The organism is Chthonobacter rhizosphaerae (assembly GCF_013839525.1).
GTDB classification, from domain to species: domain Bacteria; phylum Pseudomonadota; class Alphaproteobacteria; order Rhizobiales; family Pleomorphomonadaceae; genus Chthonobacter; species Chthonobacter rhizosphaerae.
The window spans coordinates 15,477-35,858 of the sequence record NZ_JACDIS010000007.1; the positions used below are offsets into that span (position 1 = coordinate 15,477).

15 protein-coding genes and 1 tRNA gene are annotated in these 20,382 nt (G+C 70.2%); 5 read left to right on the top strand and 11 right to left on the bottom strand.

The genetic code is table 11. From position 1 onward, the window contains the following. The first annotated feature begins 48 nt into the window (after positions 1-48). On the top strand, positions 49-1,296 hold the full coding sequence (locus tag HND91_RS13790) for an O-antigen ligase family protein (RefSeq protein ID WP_181707173.1): 1,248 nt from the start codon (positions 49-51) through the stop codon (positions 1,294-1,296). Positions 1,297-1,321: 25 nt separating this feature from the next. Here the strand turns inward: HND91_RS13790 and treZ are convergent, their stop codons facing one another. Together treZ and treY are read right to left on the bottom strand one after the other, a co-directional pair. Next, positions 1,322-3,142 (bottom strand): malto-oligosyltrehalose trehalohydrolase, encoded by a 1,821-nt coding sequence (gene treZ / locus HND91_RS13795; RefSeq protein ID WP_425485458.1) that lies wholly within the window; start codon positions 3,140-3,142, stop codon positions 1,322-1,324. A gap of 74 nt (positions 3,143-3,216) precedes the next feature. After that, on the bottom strand, positions 3,217-5,916 hold the full coding sequence (gene treY / locus HND91_RS13800) for a malto-oligosyltrehalose synthase (RefSeq protein ID WP_181707174.1): 2,700 nt from the start codon (positions 5,914-5,916) through the stop codon (positions 3,217-3,219). A 280-nt stretch (positions 5,917-6,196) separates the two neighbouring features. Between treY and HND91_RS13805 the strand changes: the two genes are divergently transcribed. Further along, entirely contained in the window at positions 6,197-7,186 is a 990-nt protein-coding gene (locus tag HND91_RS13805; protein ID WP_181707175.1) for a TIGR03885 family FMN-dependent LLM class oxidoreductase, read from the top strand. Positions 7,187-7,230: 44 nt separating this feature from the next. After that, positions 7,231-10,347 (top strand): PAS domain S-box protein, encoded by a 3,117-nt coding sequence (locus HND91_RS13810; RefSeq protein ID WP_181707176.1) that lies wholly within the window; start codon positions 7,231-7,233, stop codon positions 10,345-10,347. 13 nt (positions 10,348-10,360) lie between these two features. On the opposite strand, the gene HND91_RS13815 is transcribed toward HND91_RS13810, so the two are convergent. Next, the gene (locus HND91_RS13815) at positions 10,361-10,570 is read right to left on the bottom strand and encodes a hypothetical protein (RefSeq protein ID WP_181707177.1); all 210 of its coding nucleotides are present in this window, start codon (positions 10,568-10,570) and stop codon (positions 10,361-10,363) included. Positions 10,571-11,037: 467 nt separating this feature from the next. Here HND91_RS13815 and HND91_RS13820 point away from each other — a divergent pair, with 467 nt between their 5' ends. After that, complete coding sequence (locus HND91_RS13820; protein WP_181707178.1) at positions 11,038-11,298, top strand: hypothetical protein; 261 nt, start codon at positions 11,038-11,040, stop codon at positions 11,296-11,298. A 220-nt stretch (positions 11,299-11,518) separates the two neighbouring features. Here the strand turns inward: HND91_RS13820 and HND91_RS13825 are convergent. From HND91_RS13825 to HND91_RS13855, 7 genes are all read right to left on the bottom strand, one after another. Next, a tRNA-Pro gene (locus tag HND91_RS13825) sits at positions 11,519-11,593 on the bottom strand. Positions 11,594-11,933: 340 nt separating this feature from the next. Beyond that, complete coding sequence (locus tag HND91_RS13830) at positions 11,934-12,599, bottom strand: MerR family transcriptional regulator (RefSeq protein ID WP_181707179.1); 666 nt, start codon at positions 12,597-12,599, stop codon at positions 11,934-11,936. Positions 12,600-12,728: 129 nt separating this feature from the next. Continuing rightward, entirely contained in the window at positions 12,729-13,043 is a 315-nt protein-coding gene (locus HND91_RS13835; RefSeq protein ID WP_181707180.1) for an integration host factor subunit alpha, read from the bottom strand. A gap of 177 nt (positions 13,044-13,220) precedes the next feature. Continuing rightward, on the bottom strand, positions 13,221-14,198 hold the full coding sequence (locus HND91_RS13840) for a beta-ketoacyl-ACP synthase 3 (RefSeq protein ID WP_181707181.1): 978 nt from the start codon (positions 14,196-14,198) through the stop codon (positions 13,221-13,223). 14 nt (positions 14,199-14,212) lie between these two features. Continuing rightward, positions 14,213-15,265: a phosphate acyltransferase PlsX gene (gene plsX, locus HND91_RS13845; protein WP_181707182.1), complete on the bottom strand. Its 1,053-nt coding sequence runs from the start codon at positions 15,263-15,265 to the stop codon at positions 14,213-14,215. Positions 15,266-15,496: 231 nt separating this feature from the next. Further along, positions 15,497-16,069: a DUF177 domain-containing protein gene (locus HND91_RS13850; protein WP_181707183.1), complete on the bottom strand. Its 573-nt coding sequence runs from the start codon at positions 16,067-16,069 to the stop codon at positions 15,497-15,499. After that, positions 16,066-16,665, bottom strand: a complete 600-nt coding sequence (locus HND91_RS13855) for a ubiquinol-cytochrome C chaperone family protein (protein ID WP_181707184.1) — start codon at positions 16,663-16,665, stop codon at positions 16,066-16,068. The genes HND91_RS13850 and HND91_RS13855 overlap by 4 nt, the downstream gene beginning before the upstream one ends. Before the next feature lie 176 nt (positions 16,666-16,841). Here HND91_RS13855 and HND91_RS13860 point away from each other — a divergent pair, with 176 nt between their 5' ends. Next, a complete protein-coding gene (locus tag HND91_RS13860) occupies positions 16,842-17,306 on the top strand; it encodes an outer membrane protein assembly factor BamE (RefSeq protein ID WP_181707185.1) in 465 nt (154 codons plus the stop codon). A gap of 735 nt (positions 17,307-18,041) precedes the next feature. Here HND91_RS13860 and HND91_RS13865 read toward each other — a convergent pair. Further along, the gene (locus tag HND91_RS13865; RefSeq protein ID WP_181707186.1) at positions 18,042-20,198 is read right to left on the bottom strand and encodes a sodium-translocating pyrophosphatase; all 2,157 of its coding nucleotides are present in this window, start codon (positions 20,196-20,198) and stop codon (positions 18,042-18,044) included. Positions 20,199-20,382 lie beyond the last annotated feature (184 nt).

Sequence of the window (20,382 nt, forward strand, 5' to 3'; positions counted from 1 at the left end):
GGCCCGCGGGCCGGGTGATCCAGCGACGGCGGAGAGGGACGCATACGCATGTCGGCGATCGCTTCGTCCGCCCCGTCCGCCTACGGGCTCGTGTCGGTGAAGGCTCTGAGGGACGGCGGGCTGTGGTTCGCGGTCTTCCTCGGCGGGTTCGTGATCGTGGAGCCGGCGCCCTACGAACTGGCGCTGGCGCTGCTGATCCCGCTCTATTTCCTCGGCGGGCTGAAGCTGCGCGGGGCGTTCGCGCCGCTTCTCGCGCTCGTCCTCGTCTACAATGCCGGCGGCTTCCTGTCGGTGACCCAGATCCGGCCGGAGAAGTTCTCCGACGGCCTGCTCTACATGGCGGTGAGCCTGTTCCTGGGGCTGACGTCCGTCTGGTTCGCGGCCCTCGTGGCGGAGGATTGGCGCCGGATCCGGGTGATCGAGCGGACCTATGTGGGAACGGCCGTGCTGGTGTCGGCGATCGGCATCCTGGGCTATTTCCGCCTGCTGCCCGGATCGGACCAGTTCCTGCTCTACGGCCGCGCCAAGGCGACCTTTCAGGACCCGAACGTGTTCGGGCCCTTCCTGCTCCTGCCCGCCCTCATCCTCGCGCGGCGGATCATGACGGCGCCGCTCGCGCGCAACCTAGGCGCCCTCGCGATGCTCGCCGTGCTGGCGATCGGGATCTTCCTCAGCTTCTCGCGGGCCGCCTGGGCGATGCTGGCGTTCGGCCTGCCGCTCCTCGCCGCCGTCGTGTCGGCCACCGCCACGACCAACCGGGCGCGGCTGCGGCTGATCGGGCTCGGCGCGGCGGGGATCGCGGCGGCGGCGGTTCTCGTCGCGGTGGCGATGTCGATCCCGGCGGTGTCGGACCTCCTCGTCCAGCGCGCCAAGCTGGTGCAGGACTATGACGCCAAGACCGGCGCGGAACTCGGCCGGTTCGCCCGCCACTGGGTGGGGTTCGCCCTTTCGGCGGAGCATCCGCTCGGGATCGGTCCGTACGAGTTTCCGCTCGCCTTCGTGGAGGCGACCCACAACACCTACCTGAAGAGCATCCTGGAATACGGCTGGCTCGGCTTCTCGGCCTATGTGACGCTGGTGGCCATGACGCTCGTCAAGGGCCTGCCGCTGGCCTTCCAGCCGCGGCCGTGGCAACCGTTCGCCCAGTGCGTGCTGGTCTCATTCGTGCTGCATCTCCTGGTCGGCTGGATCATCGACACCGACCACTGGCGGCACATGTATCTGGCCTTCGGGCTGATCTGGGGGCTGGTGGCGGTGGAGCGGTACCACCGGGCCGGGCGGTTCCCCACCCGCTGAGGCGGGCGGGGACGCGGGCGTGGGTTCAACCGGCTTGCGACACGCTCCAGCGGACCGACCAGGGGCCGAGCACGCCGTCCGGCCCATCCGCCCTGCCCTCCCGCCAGATCACCTCGCCCGGCTGCTCCGGGAAGCCGGCGGCCTCGGCGGGCGAGAGGTTGCAGTGGAGGTGGAGCGTGGAGCCGTCGCCGAGCCGCCAGCGGACCGCGACGGCGCCGTCGGCGACGATCTCGTAGGCGGCGCCGTGACCGTCCAGGCCGGCGAGCCGGGGCACCACCTCGGCGTGGCGGACGGCGAGGACGCGGCGGTACCAGTCGTGCCAGCCCTTGTGCGGCTCCCTGTCGAGATCCGACCAGTCGAGCTTCGCCGACCGGAAGGTCGCCTCGGCGACCGGGTCCGGGATGCGCTCGCGCTGCTCGGGATCCTGGAACTCCGGAAAGCGGGCGAACTCGGACCGGCGGCCCTCGCGGACGGCGTCGGCGAGGTCGCCTTCGAAGCCGACGAAGAAGGGGAACGGCTGGCGGGCGGCCCACTCCTCGCCCATGAAGAGCAGCGGCACCTGGGGCGACAGCAGGCAGACGCAGGCGGCGGCCCGGACGGCTTCGGCGGGCGTCTTGTCGGTGATGCGGTCGCCGAAGGCGCGGTTGCCGATCTGGTCGTGGTTCTGCAGGAAGGCCACGAAGGCGGTGGGCGGCAGGTGCCCGCTCGGCTCGCCGCGAGCGGAGCCGCGATAGGGCATCTCCTCGCCCTGGTAGGCGAAGCCCTCCGCGAGCGCGCGACCGAGGAGATCGGTCTTGCCGCGATAGTCGGCGTAGTAGCCAGCGTTCTCGCCGGTGGCGGCGGTGTGGAGGACGTGGTGGACGTCGTCGTTCCACTGGGCGGTGTACGTGACCGGATCGTCGTCCCGCCGGGCGAGGCGCTCGGCCTCGTTCTCCTCGTTCTCCAGGACGAGGTGGACCGGCCGGTCCGGGACGGCGGCGCGGATGCGCTCGGCGAGTTCGTCGAGAAGGTGCCTGGGGCTGTCGTCCACGATGCCGTGGACGGCGTCGAGGCGCAGGCCGTCCAGGTGGAATTCCTCGATCCAGTAGAGGGTGTTGTGGATCACGAACTCGCGGATCCAGCGGCTGCCCTCGTCGTCGTAGTTGATGCCGGCGCCCCAGGGGGTCTTGTGGCGGTCGGTGAAGACGGGCGCGTAGAGGGGCAGGAAATTCCCCTCCGGACCGAAGTGGTTGTAGATGACGTCGAGGAAGACCATCAGGCCGCGCCGGTGGGCGGCGTCCACGAGGGCCTTCAGGTCGTCCGGGCGGCCGTAGGCGCTGTCGGGCGCGTAGGGCAGCACCCCGTCATAGCCCCAGTTGCGGTCGCCGCCGAAGTCGCCGACCGGCATCAGCTCGATGGCGGTGACGCCGAGGTCGACCAGATGGTCGAGGCGGTCGATCGCGGCGCGGAACGTGCCCTCCGGCGTGAACGTGCCGACGTGGAGTTCGTAGATCACCGCCTCCCGCCAGGGCCGGCCCTGCCAGGCGCCGTCGGACCAGCGGTAGGCATGCGGGTCGACCACCTCCGACGGTCCGAGGACATCGTCCGGCTGGAAGCGCGAGGCGGGATCGGGGACGCGGGTGCCGTCCGGCAGGACGAAGCGGTAGCGAAGGCCGGCGGCGCCGGGCACGCGGGCCTCGAACCAGCCGTCGTCCATGGGGTCCATGGGGACGGGCTCGCCGCCGTCGAGCTCCACGGAAACGGCGTCGGCGAGCGGTGCCCAGAGCCGGAGCGCCACCTGGTCGCCCATAATGACGGAGCCGAAGGGCATGGCATGGGCGCGGGCGATCGGGTCTGAGGCGGTCATGAACGTCTCCCGAGGGATGGAGAGGACGGCGGGTCCGGAGCCGGCGGGGTCGCGCCGGTCCGGTGCGCGGGAGGTCAGGCGATCGGCATGGGCCCGTCGTGGAGCACGAGCGCCGGGAGCTCGCCGAGAAGCGCGGCGAGGCGGCCGCCGGAGAGGTCCACGGCGGCGGCACGCACGAGGTCGTGCGCGGTGGCCGCATCGAGGCCGATCGACAGGGTCGGCAGCGGCTTCGACGGGAAGCGGCGGACGAGGACCGTGAGCCGGTCGGCGCCGAGCACCCGCTGGAAGCCGACCACCTGGTCGGTGCCGGTGTCGATCGGCTCGTAGCTGCCGCTGGCGAACAGCGCCGGGCGCGCCCGGCGGGCCGCGAGAAGGCGGGCGATCGCGACCGTCTTGGCTGTGCCGTTGCGGAGCGCGGCGGGATCGAGGGAGACGCCGTCCCGCTCCAGGATGGCCTGCCGGAGGGCATAGTCCACCGGGCGGCGGTTGTCCGGGTCGACGAGGCTGAGCTCCCAGTGCTCGGCGCCCTGGTAGATGTCGGGCACGCCGGGGACGGTGAGCTTCAGGACCGCCTGGGCGAGCGAATTGCACGCGCCGAGCTCGGCCACGCGGGTGTGGAAGGCGAGGAAGCTTTCCTGGAAGGCCTCCGACGCGAACGCCCGGTCGATGAAGGCCTGGAGGGCGCCCTCGTAGTCGGCGTTCGGGCGCGACCAGTTGGTGCGGGTCTTGGCCTCGCGGATCGACTTCAGCATGGCGCCGGAGATGCGCTCGCGGAACCCGGCGAGTCCCTCCGCGTCGCCGAAGCCGAGGTCGGCCGGCCAGGCGCCGACGAGGAGCTGGTAGAGGAGGTATTCGTCGTTTCGGTCGAAGCCCGGCGCACCGTCCCCGGCGAGGGTCTCCGACCAGCCCCGGACGGCGTCCGCATAGGCGTCCGCCATCTCGGAGAGGACGGCGAGACGGGCGCGCGTGTCCTCGCCGCGCTTGGTGTCGTGGGTCGAGGTGGTCAGCATGGCGGCGGGCGTGCGCTCCAGCCGCTCCAGGTTGGCCCTGTGGAAGGCCTCGACCGAGGTGGAGATCGTCTCCGGCTCGCCGCCGACCTCGTTGGCGGCGACGAAGCGGTTATAGCGGTAGAAGGCGGTGTCCTCCAGGCCCTTGGCCATGACCGGGCCGGTGTACTGCTGGAAGCGCATGGCGAGCCGCAGCACCTCCTGGTGGCTGAAGCCGCTGCCGGGCTCGGCGGTCGCCCGGACGCTGAGGATGCTCTCCAGGAAGTCGAACACGGACGGGTCGATGGCGGACGCCTTGACGCGGGCCTGCTCGATCGCGCCGCCGAGCTCGGCGAGGTCCTCCGCGGACGCGCCGTCCGCGTCCACGTAGGTGCGGTAGACCTTGAAGGCCGCCACGATCTCCTTCAGGGCGCGGCGGAGCACGTTCTGGGTGAAGTCGGCGGTGCGCGGGTTGGAGCGGGCGATCCGGGCGGCGTCGCGGGCGAGCGTGTTGAGCTCGCCGGCCATCTCGTTGTCCATGATGGCGAGCTTCGACGCGCGCACGATGGCCGGGAAGGACTGGGTCTGGCCGGTGAAGGCGCGGTAGCTCTCCGTCAGGGTCCGCTCGCCGGCCGGGTCCGTGAGGACGCCGGTGAGGAGGTTGGTGACCTCGTAGCCGGTGGTGCCGTCCACGTCCCAGTCGGGCCGGAGCGGCTCGTGCTCGGCGAGGATCTTCTCCACCACGAGGTAGATGGGTTTCGGCGCCCTCTCGCGGAGGCGATGGCAATAGGTCTTCGGGTCGAGGAGGCCGTCGATGTGGTCGATCCTGAGGCCATCGAGGATGCCTCGGTCGATCAGGTCGAACACCAGCCGGTGGGCGTGCTCGAACAGCTCCTGGTGTTCGATGCGCACGCCGGCGAGCTCGTTGACGTTGAAGAAGCGGCGGTAGTTGATGTCGTCCGCCGCCACCCGGAAGAAGGCGACGCGCCAGCTCTGGTCCTGGATCAGGCGGTCGAGGCGGGACCAGCTCTCAAGGTCGCCCGCCGTGCCGCGATAGCGGGCGAGCGCCTTGTCGATGGCGGACCGGAGGGCCGGATCGCGGGCGCGGTCGGCGAGTTCCGCCTTCAGCTCCGCCACCCGCCGCCGCTCGTGCGGCCGGTAGGCCTCCAGGTGCGAGAAGGCGTCGCCGAGCCGCTCCAGGGCGGCGTGGCAGGTGTGGAGGACCCGGGCGTAGCAGACCGGATGGATCGGCAGCTTGTGGGTGCCGTAGGCCCAGACCGCGAAGGCGCCGTCCTCCGGGTCGAAGCGAAGGTCCAGGTCGCCGGCCTCCAGGACCTTGCCGTAGTGGTCGCCGAGCACGGGGATCAGCACCTTGCGCTCCAGGTGCGGCGCTTCCGGGTGCCAGTCGATGTCGAACCAGCCGGCGTAGTCGGAGGCGCGGCCCCATTCCAGGACGTCGAGCCAGAACGGATTGTCGGCGCCGCCGACGCCCATGTGGTTGGGCACGAAGTCAAGGATGAGGCCGAGGCCGTTGTCCCGGAGCGCCGACACGAAGGTCTCGAAGTCGGCGTCGGACCCGAGCTCGGGATTGAGCCGGCCGTGGTCCACGATGTCGTAGCCGTGGGTGCTGCCGGGACGGGCCTTCAGGAAGGGCGAGGCGTAGACGTGGCTGACGCCGAGCCTCGCCACGTAGGGCACCACGGCGGCGGCCGCGGCGAAGCCGAAGTCGGCGTTGAACTGGAAGCGGTAGGTGGCGCGGGGAACCGGGCGGGAGGTGGCGTCCGTCATCGTCGCCCCTCTCAGACCGTCGGAACCGGCGCGACCGCCCGGACGGGACCGCCCGCCCCCTCCCCGCCCCGGCGGACCTCGCGCCTGGCGAGGGTGGCGACGACAGGCAGACGGCGGGACGGGGCGGTCATGGGAAGCCTCTTGGTGAACGGCTTCCTCAAACCCCGGAGCGATCGACAAAGTTCGCGGGGTGAACGGAAATTTGTAGTGATCGCCGCGAGCCGGAACACAGGCCGGCGGGACCGGGTTGCGGTCGCTCCCGGTCAGGAGAGCGCATCCCATGGTCCGCATCGGCTATCACGCCTCGCACGAGCAGTTCGCCCCGAGCAACCTTCTGCGCTGGGTCACGATGGCGGAGGAAGCCGGGTTCGACTGCGCCATGTCGTCGGACCATTTCCACCCGTGGAGCGACCGGCAGGGGCAGTCCGGGTTCGCGTGGTCGTGGCTCGGCGCGGCCATGCAGGCGACGCGACTGCCGTTCGGCATCATCTCGGCGCCGGGCTGGCGCTATCACCCGGCCATCATCGCCCAGGGCGCCGCGACGCTTCTGGAGATGTTTCCCGACCGGCTGTGGCTGGCGCTCGGCAGCGGCGAGGCCATCAACGAGGCGATCACCGGCCTGCCCTGGCCGGAGAAGGCGGAGCGGAACGCCCGGCTGCGCGAGTGCGTGGACGTGATCCGCGCGCTTCTGGCGGGCGAGACGGTGACGCACCGGGGCCGGATCACCTGCATCGAGGCGAAGCTCTACACCCGGCCGGCGCGGCCGCCGAAGCTGATCGGCGCGGCGGTCTCGGAGGCGACGGCCGAATGGCTGGGGAGCTGGGCGGACGGGATGATCACCGTGCACGCCGAGCCGGATCAGCTGCGCAAGGTGATGGACGCCTTCCGGCGCGGCGGCGGCGAGGGCAAGCCGATCATGATCCAGATGGCGGTGTCCTGGGGCGCGACCGAGGACGAGGCCCTGCGCGAGGCGCACCAGCAGTGGGCGCCGAACATCATCGGCGGCGACGTGAACTGGGAGCTGCGCCGGCCCGCCGATTTCGATCTCGCCACCCGCTTCGTGCGGCCGGAGGACGTGCGCTCGTCCTATCTGGTGTCGGCGAGCGCCCAGCAACATGTGGACTGGCTGTCCGAGTTCGCCGCCCTCGGGGCGGACGAGTTGCAGGTGCACGCGCTCGGGCGGAACCAGGACGCTTTCATCGAGGCTTATGGCACGTCGGTGCTGCCGCACGTCGCCCGGGATATTGCGCATGCCGGGAAACCCCGCTGATCGAACCGCGTTGACGACCACGGCTGGAGGGCTCGGAAACCGCCTTGACATCGATCGGATCCGAAGGAGGCGACGGCCGGGACAGGACGGCCGGTGATGCCCACGAGGCGGGGGTGGCGGACGCGCTGCGCCAGAGCGCCGTCGCCTATGCGATCATCACCATGGACAAGGACAGCCTGGTGACCTCCTGGAACGAGGGGGCGCGGCGGCTGCTTGGCTGGTCGGAAGACGAGATGCTGGGCCGGAGCGCCGACATGGTCTTCGTGCCGGAGGACATCGCGGCCGGCGCACCTCAGCAGGAGCGCGCGACGGCGCTGAGGAACGGGACCGCGGAAGACGAGCGCTGGCACGCGCGCAAGGACGGCGACCGCTTCTTCGCAAGCGGGCTGCTGATGACGCTTCGGGACGGCTCCGGCGGCTTCCTCAAGATCATGAGGGACCGGACGGAACACCTCCAGGCCGAGCGCAACCAGCTGCGCCACCTGGAGCAGATGCGGTCGCTTGCGCATGCCGCCCGGACGATCATGTCGACCACCGGGCTGAAGGGGACGCTCCAGGCGATCACGGACGAGGCCCGGCGCATCATCGGCGCGCACCAAGCGGTGAGCAGCATCACGCGCGGCCCCGACTGGTCGCAGGCCGTGACCGCGACCTCGATGTCCGACAAATATGCGGCCTGGAACGACTACGCGGACCGGCCCGACGGGTCCGGCATCTATGGCTGGGTCTGCGAGGGCAATCGCACGGTGCGGATGACAGAAGCCGAGCTGGAGGCGCACCCGCGCTGGCGCGGCTTCGGCGGGCACGCCAACGAGCACCCGCCCATGCGCGGTTGGCTGGCCACCGCCTTCGTGGGCAGCGACGGGCGCAACCTCGGCCTGATCCAGCTCTCCGACAAGGTGGACGGGGACTTCGACGAGACGGACGAGGCGATCATCGTCCAGCTCGCCCAGTTCGCCGCCTCGGCCATCGAGCGGGCCCACGCGGACGAGGAGCGCGTGATCAGCGAGGGCCGCTTCCGCGCCGCGGTGGAAGCCTTGCAGGGCGTGCTCTGGACCAATAGCGGCGAGGGCCGGATGGTGGGCCACCAGCCGGGTTGGACGGCGCTGACCGGCCAGACCTTCGAGAAATACGAGGGCTACGGCTGGTCGGAAGCGGTCCATCCGGACGATGTGGAGGGAACGGTCGCGGCCTGGCGGCAGGCAGTGCGGACGCGGGCTCCGTTCGAATTCCAGCACCGGGTGCGGCGGCGCGACGGCGAGTGGCGGATGTTCTCCGTCCGGGCGATCCCCGTGCTGGACCGGGACGGCAACGTGACCGAATGGGTGGGCGTCCACACGGACATCTCCGAACGCCACCAGGCGGAACGGAACCTGTCGCGGGAGACGGAGCGGCTGACCATCCTGAACCGGGTGGGGGCGACGCTCGCGTCGGAACTGGACCTGGACAAGCTGGTGCAGGCGGCGGTCGACGCCGGGACCGCGCTGGCCGGGGCGGACTTCGGCGCCTTCTTCTATAACGTGACCGACGAGGCCGGGGAGCACTACACGCTCTATGCCCTGGCAGGCGCGGCGCGCGAGGATTTCGCGCGCTTTCCGATGCCGCGCAACACGCCGGTGTTCAAGCCCACCTTCACCGGGGAAAGCGTGATCCGCTCCGACGACATCGTGAAGGACCCGCGCTATGGCCAGAGGGCGCCCCATCGCGGCATGCCCGAAGGCCACCTGCCGGTGCGGAGCTACCTGGCGGTCCCGGTCGTGTCCCGGTCCGGGGCCGTGCTCGGCGGGCTGTTCTTCGGGCACCGCAAGACCGGGATGTTCACCCACGAGCACGAGCAGCTGCTGATCGGCGTCGCCGGACAGGCGGCGATCGCCATCGACAATGCCAGCCTGTACCGGGCCTCCCAGCGGGAGATCGCCGAGCGCAAGCGGGCCGAGGAGGCGCTGCGGAACCTGAACGAGACGCTGGAGAGCCGCGTGCTCCAGGAGGTGAAGGAGCGCGCCCGGACCGAGGAAGCGCTGCGCCAGTCGCAGAAGATGGAGGCGATCGGCCAGTTGACCGGCGGCGTCGCGCACGACTTCAACAACCTCCTCACCATCGTGCGCACGTCGGTGGACTTCCTGCGCCGGCGCGACCTGCCGGAGGAGCGGCGGCGGCGTTATGTGGACGCGATCGTCGAGACCGTGGAGCGCGCCGCCAAGCTGACCGGCCAGCTTCTGGCGTTCGCCCGGCGCCAGGCGCTGAAGCCGGAGGTGTTCAACGTGCCGGCCCGGGTGGAGACGATCAGCGACATGTTGCGGACGCTGGTCGGCAGCCGGATCGAGATCACCACGGACGTCGGCTGCGAGGAATGCCACGTGGAGGCGGACGTCAGCCAGTTCGAGACGGCTCTCGTCAACATGGCGGTGAACGCGCGCGACGCCATGGATAGCGAAGGCCGGCTCGCCATCGCGGTGCGCGCCGTCGACCGGATGCCGGCGATCCGCGACCATGCGGGCGGCGACGGCGAGTTCGTGTGCGTGTCGCTGACCGACACGGGCGCCGGCATGGCCCCGGAGCAGCTGCCGCACGTGTTCGAGCCCTTCTACACCACGAAGGAGGTGGGCAAGGGCACGGGGCTCGGCCTTTCGCAGGTCTACGGCTTCGCCAAGCAGTCGGGCGGCGACGTGGCGGTGGAGAGCACGCCCGGCAAGGGCACCACCTTCACCCTCTATCTGCCGCGCGTGAACGCCCCGGACGACACCGACGAGGTGGCCGACGCGGGCGAGGCGATCGGCGAGGAGATGGGCCGGGGCCGGCGGGTGCTGGTGGTGGAGGACAACATCGAGGTGGGCCGCTTCTCCACCCAAAGCCTGCAGGACCTCGGCTACGAGACCACGTGGGCGGCGAACGCCAACGAGGCGCTCGCCATCCTGGCCGAGCGGCCGGGCGACTTCGACGTGGTATTCTCCGACGTCATCATGCCCGGGATCAACGGCGTGGAACTCGGCCGGGAGATCCGCAGGCGTCATCCCGGCCTGCCGGTGGTGCTGACCAGCGGCTACAGCCACGTGCTCGCCGAGGAAGGGCGGCACGGGTTCGAACTCCTGCAGAAGCCCTATGCGGTGGAGGAACTGTCGCGCATCCTCAGGCGCGTCACGGGCCGGCGTCGGCGGCGTTGAGGGCTGGCGAGGGTCAGTCCGTCATCCAGCCGATCACGATCGCCGAGGCGGCGAAGAAGGCCGCGGCGCCCGCCACCAGGGCGAGCGTGAGCATCGGCCCCTTCGGGGCGGGAAGGTCGGTCGCCAGCACCTCGGCTGCCGACGGAGCCGGCGGAAGCGCCGGCGTGGCCGTGGCGGGTTCCCCCACCCGGATCTCTGATTCGATCTCGGTCGCGGCGGTCATCGGTTTCCTCCTCCGGCCACCGTGCGGCAGTCCCGTTAAGATGTCGTTATCCACAAGCTGCGCGCTCATCTTGGCGTATACATGTTTGTGCATAAATCCGACGCGGCAAGTTCGGCAGACGACTAGCGAATTCTGACATCGTCTACCATGGATGCGGTGTCGTCGAGACCCTCGTTGGCGGCACTGATGCGACATATCACCGGTATTTTTTGCATGTCCAGCGGCCCGACCGGACCTTCCGAAACGGCGCGGGCGGCCTGCGGCTTTCAGGCTGAGCTCACGGCGCAGTAAAAGGGAAGAAAAAGACAGCATCCGCGGAACAGACCCGGTGGAGATCCGTTCTACGGCCCAGTACGAACGATCGATCACCGATCGCGCTTCAGCCCCGAGGCGCTTGGAGAGGTCGCCGACGAGACGACGCCGGCGACCTTTCCTTTGCCCACCGACATCGCGAGAGAGGCACTCCGATGAAGATGGAATGGAAGACGGTCAGCGATGACGTCCTCGAGTATCGCTGTGACGAATACGACGTGGTGATCTGGCGCACCAAGGACGGCACCTGGGCCTGCCTGCTGGCGCCGGAGAATCGGGAGCCGCGGACGGGCCAGCAGTTCCGGACGGCGGTCGCCGCCAAGGAATGGTGCGACGAGCAGATGTTCAACGACCGGGTCCGGGACCTGGTGTCGAACCTTGCGAGCCGCCTGCCCCGCTCCAAGCACTACCACTGACGGGGTGACGGGGCGGCGGGTGACGGGGGTGGCGGACCCGCGTTCCCGGGCCGACGGGGAGCACCGGAGGCGACCACGAAAAAAGGGCCGCCGCCATGGCTGGCGACGACCCTTGTCGATGCTCGTCCGACCGGAGGCCGTTCGAACCGCCGGCCGGTGCGCGCGGCCCGAAGCGGGCGGCGATCGGCGGCGGAGCGAAGGTCCGTCGGGCTTCTTTCCGTCGGGCAGAGAGGATTTGAACCTCCGACCCCTAGTCCCCCAGACTAGTGCGCTAACCAGGCTGCGCTACTGCCCGGCGGAAAGAAGCCCTTGTGGCGGGGCGTCGGTCCGAAGAGGAGACCTGGTCATGCCCCACCAGGGCACGGACCGCCGACGCCGAGATCCGGCACGGCGTGGGGTTTACCCCCTTCCGCCTTGAAGGACAAGAGGCAATCGCGGCGCCGGCCGGTCCGAGCGGGGGCCGGCCGGCCGATCTGGGCGGGCGCGAGCGGCCAATCCGGGCGGGGGCCGCCGGCCGATCCGGGTGGGGGCCGCCGGCCCGTGCGAGCGGATGGTTGTCCGCCCATCCGGGGGAGAGCCCGCCCATTCGGTCGGGGCGGCCGGCCCGGCAGGGCCGGAGGGGGGCCGGGTCCGGATCAGCGGGTCTGGTCCAGGAGGCGCTTGCACTCCAGGAGCTCGAACAGGGTGGACTGGAGGCGGCGAATGTCCTCCCGCGAGAGGGCGCCGGTCGGGTGGGAGACGTCCGAACTGCGGAACCGCTCCATGAAGCGGAAGCCGCCGCGGGGCGGCATGTCGTCCGGCAGGATGCCGGCGGGCAGAGGCTCGTCCCCGATCGGCCGGGCGGGCTTCGGCGTCTCGCCGGCGCGGGCGGGGCCGGGAGGCGGCGGCACGTCGTCCGCGTCCTCGTCGTCCTCGGACACGTAGACCACCTCGTCCTCCCCGTCGTCCGGCTCCGACCCGGCGGGCAGCAGCCGCCGCGACCCGGGCGCGCCGCCGCGGGCGCCGCCGTCGGCCGGGATGGGCATGCCGGGATTGCGCCAGATCTCCATGACGAAGCGCACGCCCTGCTCCTTGAGGATGCGCTGGACGCCCTTGATGGTGTAGCCCTCGCCGTAGAGAAGATGGCGGATGCCGCGCAGGAGCTCGACGTCGTCCGGCCGATAGTAGCGACGACCCCCGCCCCGCTTCATGGGCCGGATCTGGCTGAACCGCGTTTCCCAGAATCGAAGCACGTGCTGGGGAAGATCCAGGTCTTCCGCCACTTCGCTGATCGTCCTGAAGGCGTCGGGTGATTTGTCCACGGGTCGCTATCCGCCCCATCTTGCTTGGAACCGGGCCGCCGGGCGTCTGGTCCGGTCTGGTTCGAGCCGGCCGGTCGGACGGCCGCTCCGCCGCGCCGGTTCGCCGGCGCCTGCCTGCTTCTCCGCCGGTCAGTCGACGGCGTCGGTGACGTCCTCGCCGTTGATCCTCAGCTTCAGCACGTTGCTCGGCTTGAACACCAGCACGCGGCGGGGAAGGATGGGCACCTCCTCGCCGGTCTTCGGGTTGCGACCGATCCGCTCGGTCTTGGAGCGCACGGTGAAGGTGCCGAAGGAGGACAGCTTCACGGACTCGCCGGTGACCAGACAATCGGCGATCTCGGAGAGCACAGCCTCGACGAGCTCGGCCGACTCGCTGCGGGACAGCCCCACCTTCTGGTACACGGCTTCACACAGATCGGCACGCGTGACGGTCTTGCCCCCCATCGGTCGTTGTCTCCCTGGTGAACGTTCAGGCCTTCACAGCTTCGGATTGGACACGGGCGCTCAAGCCCGCCACCCTAAGCCGGTGGTCTGTCACGGTCAACCGGGGCAACGGCCAACCCGTTACCACATAACGATATTTGGAAACTCGAATCGGACCCGTTGCGAATTTGCCGCGGTTCACCAGCGCACGATCACCGATCCCCAGGTGAATCCGCCGCCCATGGCCTCCAGGAGCACCACATCGCCCTCGCGGATGCGTCCGTCGGCCACCGCCGCGTCGATGGCGAGCGGGATGGACGCGGCCGACGTGTTGCCGTGCCGGTCCACCGTGATGACGACCTTGGCGAGGTCGATGCCGAGCTTCTTGGCCGATCCTTCGATGATGCGCCGGTTGGCCTGGTGCGGCACGAACCAGTCGATGCTGTCGCCGTCGAAGCCGGTGGCCAAGAAGGCGTCCTCGATCACATCGGTCACGGCGCCGACGGCGAACTTGAACACCTCGCGGCCCTCCATGCGCAGATGGCCGACCGTGCCGGTGGAGGATGCGCCGCCATCCACGTAGAGCTTCTCCTTGTGGCGGCCGTCGGAGCGCAGGTGGGAGGTGAGCACGCCGCGATCGGCGTTGGTCCCCTCCCCGGTCCGGCCTTCCATCACGACGGCGCCGGCGCCGTCGCCGAAGAGCACGCAGGTGGTGCGGTCGCTCCAGTCCAGGATGCGCGAGAAGGTCTCCGCCCCGATGACCAGCGCCCGCCTGGCGAGGCCGGTGCGGATCATGCTGTCGGCGGTCGTCATGGCGAAGATGAAGCCGCTGCAGACGGCCTGCATGTCGAAGGCGGCGCCGCGGGTGATGCCGAGGCGCGCCTGCACCTCCACGGCCGTGGCCGGGAAGGTGTTGTCCGGGGTGGCGGTCGCCAGCACGACGAGATCGATGTCGTCGGCGGTGACGCCGGCGGCGGCCATGGCCTTGCGGGCGGCCTCGGTGGCGAGGCTCGCGGTCGTCTCCTCCGGCGCGGCGATGTAGCGCTGCTTGATGCCGGTGCGCTGGACGATCCACTCGTCGGAGGTTTCCACGCGCGTTGCGAGTTCGTCGTTGGTGACCACGCGGGCGGGCAGGTGGCTGCCGGTCCCGATGACGACGGAGCGGGTGACGGTCACGAGAGCGATGCCTTTCAGGGTTCGACGTTGGCGACGCCGAGCCTTCCACGATGATAGACGGAGAGATCCGCGTTGATCTTGGCCATCAGATCGTTGCGAACCATGTCGAATCCAAGGTCCAGCGCGCTCGCGAAGCCTTCCGCGTCGGTTCCGCCGTGCGATTTGATGATGATGCCGTTGAGCCCCAGGAAGACGCCGCCGTTCAGCTTACGGGGGTCCATCTTGTCGCGCAGGCGCTGGAAGGCGGTGCGGGCGAACAGGTAGCCGATGCGGGCGAACAGGGTGCGGCTCATGGCGGCGCGCAGATAGGCGCCCACCTGCCGGGCGGTGCCCTCGGCGGTCTTCAGGGCGATATTGCCGGCGAAGCCCTCGGTGACGATCACGTCCACCTTGCCCTGGCCGATGTCGTCGCCCTCCACGAAGCCCATGTAGGTGAGGTTCGGCAGGTTCGATTCGCGCAGGAGCTGGCCGGCGGCGCGCACCTCCTCGTTGCCCTTCATCTCCTCCACGCCGATGTTGAGGAGGCCGATGGTGGGCGATTCCACCTGGAACAGCGCCCGCGCCATGGCGCCGCCCATGACGGCGAAATCCATCAGCTGCTGGGCGTCCGCCCCGACGGTGGCGCCCACGTCGAGGACGATGGATTCGGCGCGCAGCGTCGGCCAGATGGCCGCGATGGCCGGACGCTCGATGCCGGCGAGGCCGCGCAGGCAGATCTTCGACATGGCCATGAGCGCGCCGGTGTTGCCGGCGGACACGGCCACATTGGCCTCGCCGCGCTTCACGACCTCGATGGCCTTCCACATGGACGACGTGCGCCGGCCGTGGCGGAGCGCCTGGCTGGGCTTCTCGTCCATGCCGACCGTCACCTCGCAATGGGTGAAGGTGGAGGCTTCGCGGACCCGGGGATGCTTGTCGAGAAGCGGCCGGACGACCGCCTCGTCGCCGAACAGGGCGAAGCGCACGTCGGGACGACGCGACAGGAGCAGGTCGCAGCCCGGGATGACGACCGATGGACCGTGGTCGCCCCCCATGACGTCGACGGAAATGATCATCGCTTGGGCCATCGGAAACCGTAACTCAATGCCTTCGCCGATCGGGCCCGCGGGCGGCCTTCGGCGCGGCCGGACCATACCCGGTTGCGGTGCCCAGACAATGAAAAAACACAAGCCGAGCTGCCGCAACGGACCATCCCGCCGCCGGTTTCGCCACCGATGTGGCTCCACGGAAACGGAACCGGCGTCGCCTGCCCGAACGGCGGCCGGGCCGGATGGGTTCGCGGGCGCCGGCGGAGGGCGTCAGCCGCCCGCGTCTCCGCCGCCCTTGCCTTTCAGCGACGCGAGCGCCGCGAAGGGCGTCACCGCGTCGGCCGAACCGTCGTCCTCGATCAGGCCGTCGAAGGTGACGCCGGGCGCCTTCGGGTAGGGATCGAGCCCGAGCGCGAGGTGTTCGGCCGCGATGGCGCCGAGGTCCACCGTGTTGCCCTCCAGGGCCTCCGGCGGGTCCGCGGCCTCCGGGTCGATCTCGATCTCGTCGGAGACGGGGCCGATCTCGCTCTCCGGCAGGAAGGTGAGCTCGACCGTCTCGAACACCTCCTCGACGACCGGCTCCAGGGTGACGACGCATTCCTGCCGGACGGTGCCGCGCACCTCGCCGGTGACCTTCACGCCGTGCTTGCGCCAGGGCGCGACCAGGAAGGTGGCGGTGAGACGGTCGACCGCCAGGATGTCGATGTCCCGGGCGATGGCCGCGCGCTCGGCCTCGTTCGCCTCGATCACCACGGTGGTGCCCTTGGCGGGAAGCGCGGTGACCGACTGGGGCTTGGAGAGAGGTGAGCGCGGCGGCCGCGCGGGGGTGTGGTCGTGGGTCATGGAGTCTGGTCCGTGGACGGAAGGTCCGGAGCGGGAAAGGCGAACGGCCCGGCGACGATCGCCTCGGCGGGCGTCGCCGACAGGGCGGCGGCGATCCGGCGGACGTGGACCGAAAGAGCCGCGACGTCGTCCGCCGACACCGGCGGAGCGGACCCGCCGGAGCGGATCATCTCGAACGCCTCGTCGCCCGTGCCCTCATAGATATTGCGGCGGAGCGCCCGCTCCAAGGCCGCTTGATCGGCGGAGCCGAGCGCCTGCTGGTAGGCGCCGGTGCGGCCGAAGAAGGCGCCGGCGATCTTCTTCATCTTCTTCGGCATCGACGGGTCGCCGACGCCGATCTCGCGCAGCGTGCGGTCCATGTCGTCGAAGAACGCCTCGCTGAGCCGGCGGGCCTCGTCCTGGTGCGGGCCGCCGGCGCCGTTCAGCCGTGCGAGCACGAGGCCTGTCATCAGCATGAGGAGTTCGAACCGCCCCTCGACGGTGTCCGGCACGCCCATGCGGGCGAAATAGTCGGGCCGCCTGGCCTCGGCGGTGATCGCCACGTAAAGGTCCGCGACCGGATCCGGACCGCGTTTTCCGAACAGGTTCAGGATCATGGCAACGGGGTGCTCGCTGGGTCCGCCGGACGCCGGACGTCGGCGCGGCTCGTCAATAGGCGTTGCTTCGTGACCTAACGCAGGATAACCGTGTTGCCAAGCTGTCGGCGAGCGGCCGCCCGTGACCGGGCGGCGGCGCCGGGCGGCCTTCCGCTAGACCGGCCTTCGATGGGGACATGATGACGATCAAGCTGTGCGCCCGAGTGGTGGTCCTGACCGCAGTCACCGCGCTCACGCTCACCGCCTGCGGCACGCCTCCGCGCCAGCACGGCTATGTTCTCTCCGAATCCGCCCTGGAGCAGGTGCCCGTCGGCTCCTCGCGCGAGCAGGTGCTCCTGGTGCTCGGCACCCCATCCACCACGTCGACGCTGGCGGGCGACACCTTCTACTACATCTCGCAGACCACCCAGGACAGCCCCTGGACCGGCCGCTCGGTGACCGACCAGCGCGTGCTGGCGGTGTACTTCACCGAAGAGGGCACGGTGCGCGAGATCGCGAACTACGGCCTGAAGGACGGCCGCGTGTTCGACTTCATCGAACGCCGGACCCGCGCGGGCGGCGCCGACCTCAACCTCATCTCGCAGATCCTCGGCTCGGTGGGCCGCACCAACCCGTTCGGCAACAGCCAGGCGCGCCCGTAAGGGCGGCGGCCGGGCGCGGACGGGCAGGTCGCGGCGGCGGGAGTCGCAGGGGCGGCGGTTCGCGACGGCGCGAGTCCGCACGCTTTCGTTCGCGCGGGGCGTCACCCCGGCGGACGATGGCCGGTCGTCGCGGTCGCGGCGGGTGGTGTTTTCCAGCTTTCGTTTCGGCAGGGCGTCACCCCGGCGAAAGCCGGGGCCCAACCGGCGGTGGGAGCCTACTGGCGTCGGCGGGGTGGCCGGGGACGGTTGGATCCCGGCGTTCGCCGGGATGACGGTGGGGGATGAGGGGCCGGTCGTCGCGTTCGCGGCGGGAGGTGTTTTCCAGCTTCCGTTTCGGCGAGGCGTCACCCCGGCGGAAGCCGGGGCCCAACCGGCGGTGGGGGCCTGCTGGCGTCGGCGGGGTGGCCGGGGACGGTTGGATCCCGGCGTTCGCCGGGATGACGGTGGGGGATGAGGGGCCGGTCGTCACGTTCGGGCGGGAGGTGTTTTCCAGCTTCCGTTTCGGCGAGGCGTCACCCCGGCGGAAGCCGGGGCCCAACCGGCGGTGGGGGCCAGCTGGCAGCGGCGGGGTGGCCGGGGATGGTTGGATCCCGGCGTTCGCCGGGATGACGGTGGGGGATGAGGGGCCGGTCGTCGCGTTAGGGGGCAACGGGCCGCGCGGTGCCCTCCCCTTGGCGCATGAAAAAACCCCGCGGTTGCCCGCGGGGTTTTTGTGTTCGGAGCGTTCGACCCTCGCTAGCCGTGGGCGAGCACGGCGAGGAGGAGGAGCGCCACGATGTTGGTGATCTTGATGGCGGGGTTCACCGCCGGGCCGGCGGTGTCCTTGTAGGGGTCGCCGACGGTGTCGCCGGTGACGGAGGCCTTGTGGGCGTCGGAGCCCTTGTAGTGCTTCACCCCGTTGGCGTCCACGAAGCCGTCCTCGAACGACTTCTTGGCGTTGTCCCAGGCGCCGCCGCCGGACGTCATCGAGATGGCCACGAAGAGGCCGGTCACGATGACGCCGAGCAGCATGGCGCCGACGGCGGAGAAGGCCTGGCTCTTGCCCGCGATGGCGTAGACTGCGAAGAAGGTGACCACGGGCGCGAGGACCGGCAGGAGCGAGGGCACGATCATCTCGCGGATGGCGGCCTTCGTGAGGATGTCCACCGCGCGGCCGTAGTCGGGCTTGTCGTGGCCGGTCATGATGCCCGGCTTCTTCTTGAACTGGTGCCGCACCTCCTCGACGATCGAGCCGGCCGCCCGGCCGACCGCCGTCATGGCGATGCCGCCGAACAGGTAGGGGATGAGGCCGCCGAACAGGAGGCCGACCACCACGTAGGGGTTGGAGAGCTGGAAGTCCGGGGTGACGCCCTGGAAGAAGGCGTATTCCGTGGCGCCCGGCTTGTTGGCCTCCGCGATGAAGTACTGGAGGTCGTAGTTGTAGGCGGCGAAGAGCACCAGGGCGCCGAGGCCGGCGGAGCCGATCGCGTAGCCCTTGGTGACGGCCTTGGTGGTGTTGCCGACCGCGTCGAGGGCGTCGGTGGTCTGGCGCACCTCCTTCGGCAGGCCCGCCATCTCGGCGATGCCGCCGGCGTTGTCGGTGACCGGGCCGAAGGCGTCGAGCGCCACGATCATGCCGGCGAGGCCGAGCATGGTGGTGACGGCGATCGCCGTGCCGAAGAGGCCGGCGAGCTGGAAGGTCGAGATGATGCCGACGACGATCACCAACGTCGGCAGAGCGGTCGATTCCAGCGAGACCGCGAGGCCCTGGATGACGTTGGTGCCGTGACCGGTGACGGACGCCTGGCTGATGGACTTCACCGGCCGGAAGCCGATGCCCGTGTAGTATTCGGTGATCCACACGATCGCGCCGGTGACGCCGAGACCGATGAGGCCGCAGAAGAAGAGGTTGAGGCCGGTGAGCTGCACGCCGTCCACGATGGGCGTGCCGATGTCGCCGAAGCCGACCGTCAGCCACGTGGCGCCCGCGACGCCGACGGCGGAGAGGAGCGTGGTGGCCCAGAGGCCCTTGTAGAGCGCGCCCATGATGGAATTCTTCGAGCCGAGGCGGACGAAGAAGGTGCCGATGATGGACGTGACGATGCAGATGCCGCAGATGGCGAGCGGGTAGACCATCACCGAGGAGACGATCTCCTGGCCGCCGAAGAAGATGGCGGCGAGCACCATGGTGGCGACGACGGTGACCGCGTAGGTCTCGAACAGGTCGGCGGCCATGCCGGCGCAGTCGCCCACGTTGTCGCCGACGTTGTCCGCGATGGTGGCCGGGTTGCGCGGGTCGTCCTCCGGGATGCCGGCCTCGACCTTGCCGACGAGGTCGCCGCCGACGTCCGCGCCCTTGGTGAAGATGCCGCCGCCGAGACGGGCGAAGATGGAGATGAGCGAGGCGCCGAAGCCGAGCGCCACGAGGCTGTCGATGACCGGGCGGCTGGTGGGGGCCAGCTCGAGCGGACCGGTGAGGATCATGTAGTAGATGGCGACGCCGAGGAGGGCGAGGCCGGCCACCAGCATGCCGGTGACGGCGCCGGCCTTGAAGGCGATGTCGAGGCCGCCGGCGAGCGACATGGTGGACGCCTGGGCGGTGCGGACGTTGGCGCGCACCGACACGTTCATGCCGATGAAGCCGGCGACGGCCGACAGCACCGCCCCGATGGCGAAGCCGATGGCCACGAGCCAGCCGAGCAGGAGCCCGACGATCGCGAAAATCACGACCCCGACGATGCCGATGGTGACGTACTGGCGACGCAGGTAGGCCTGGGCGCCTTCCGCCACATAGCCGGCGATCTCCTGCATGCGCGGGCTACCGGGGTCCGCGGCCATCACCGAGCGGATGGCCCAGACGCCGTAGGCAATGGATAGCAACCCACAGGCTACGATCAAATAGAGTGCGATCATGATCCCTCCCGAATGCCGACCGAACCGGTTCGGCCAGTCTCGTTCTCGACCCCTCAAAGGCTTGATCCGGCCCGGTTTCTTGTCGTTGTGCCCGTTGGCGGGCCGGGTCCGGCGAAGAGTCGGTCCCGCTCCTTGACGGGCGGGTTCAGGGGGAGGGTATCGGAGGGGCGGGAGCCGTCAAGCA

Bases quoted from the DNA above. Each gene is read 5' to 3' on its own strand.
- HND91_RS13790 (WP_181707173.1), top strand. From the start codon at position 49: ATGTCGGCGATCGCTTCGTCCGCCCCGTCCGCCTACGGGCTCGTGTCG.
- treZ (WP_425485458.1), bottom strand. From the start codon at position 3,142: ATGACCGCCTCAGACCCGATCGCCCGCGCCCATGCCATGCCCTTCGGC.
- treY (WP_181707174.1), bottom strand. From the start codon at position 5,916: ATGACGGACGCCACCTCCCGCCCGGTTCCCCGCGCCACCTACCGCTTC.
- HND91_RS13805 (WP_181707175.1), top strand. From the start codon at position 6,197: ATGGTCCGCATCGGCTATCACGCCTCGCACGAGCAGTTCGCCCCGAGC.
- HND91_RS13815 (WP_181707177.1), bottom strand. From the start codon at position 10,570: ATGACCGCCGCGACCGAGATCGAATCAGAGATCCGGGTGGGGGAACCC.
- HND91_RS13820 (WP_181707178.1), top strand. From the start codon at position 11,038: ATGAAGATGGAATGGAAGACGGTCAGCGATGACGTCCTCGAGTATCGC.
- HND91_RS13835 (WP_181707180.1), bottom strand. From the start codon at position 13,043: ATGGGGGGCAAGACCGTCACGCGTGCCGATCTGTGTGAAGCCGTGTAC.
- plsX (WP_181707182.1), bottom strand. From the start codon at position 15,265: ATGGCCCAAGCGATGATCATTTCCGTCGACGTCATGGGGGGCGACCAC.
- HND91_RS13850 (WP_181707183.1), bottom strand. From the start codon at position 16,069: ATGACCCACGACCACACCCCCGCGCGGCCGCCGCGCTCACCTCTCTCC.
- HND91_RS13855 (WP_181707184.1), bottom strand. From the start codon at position 16,665: ATGATCCTGAACCTGTTCGGAAAACGCGGTCCGGATCCGGTCGCGGAC.
- HND91_RS13860 (WP_181707185.1), top strand. From the start codon at position 16,842: ATGATGACGATCAAGCTGTGCGCCCGAGTGGTGGTCCTGACCGCAGTC.
- HND91_RS13865 (WP_181707186.1), bottom strand. From the start codon at position 20,198: ATGATCGCACTCTATTTGATCGTAGCCTGTGGGTTGCTATCCATTGCC.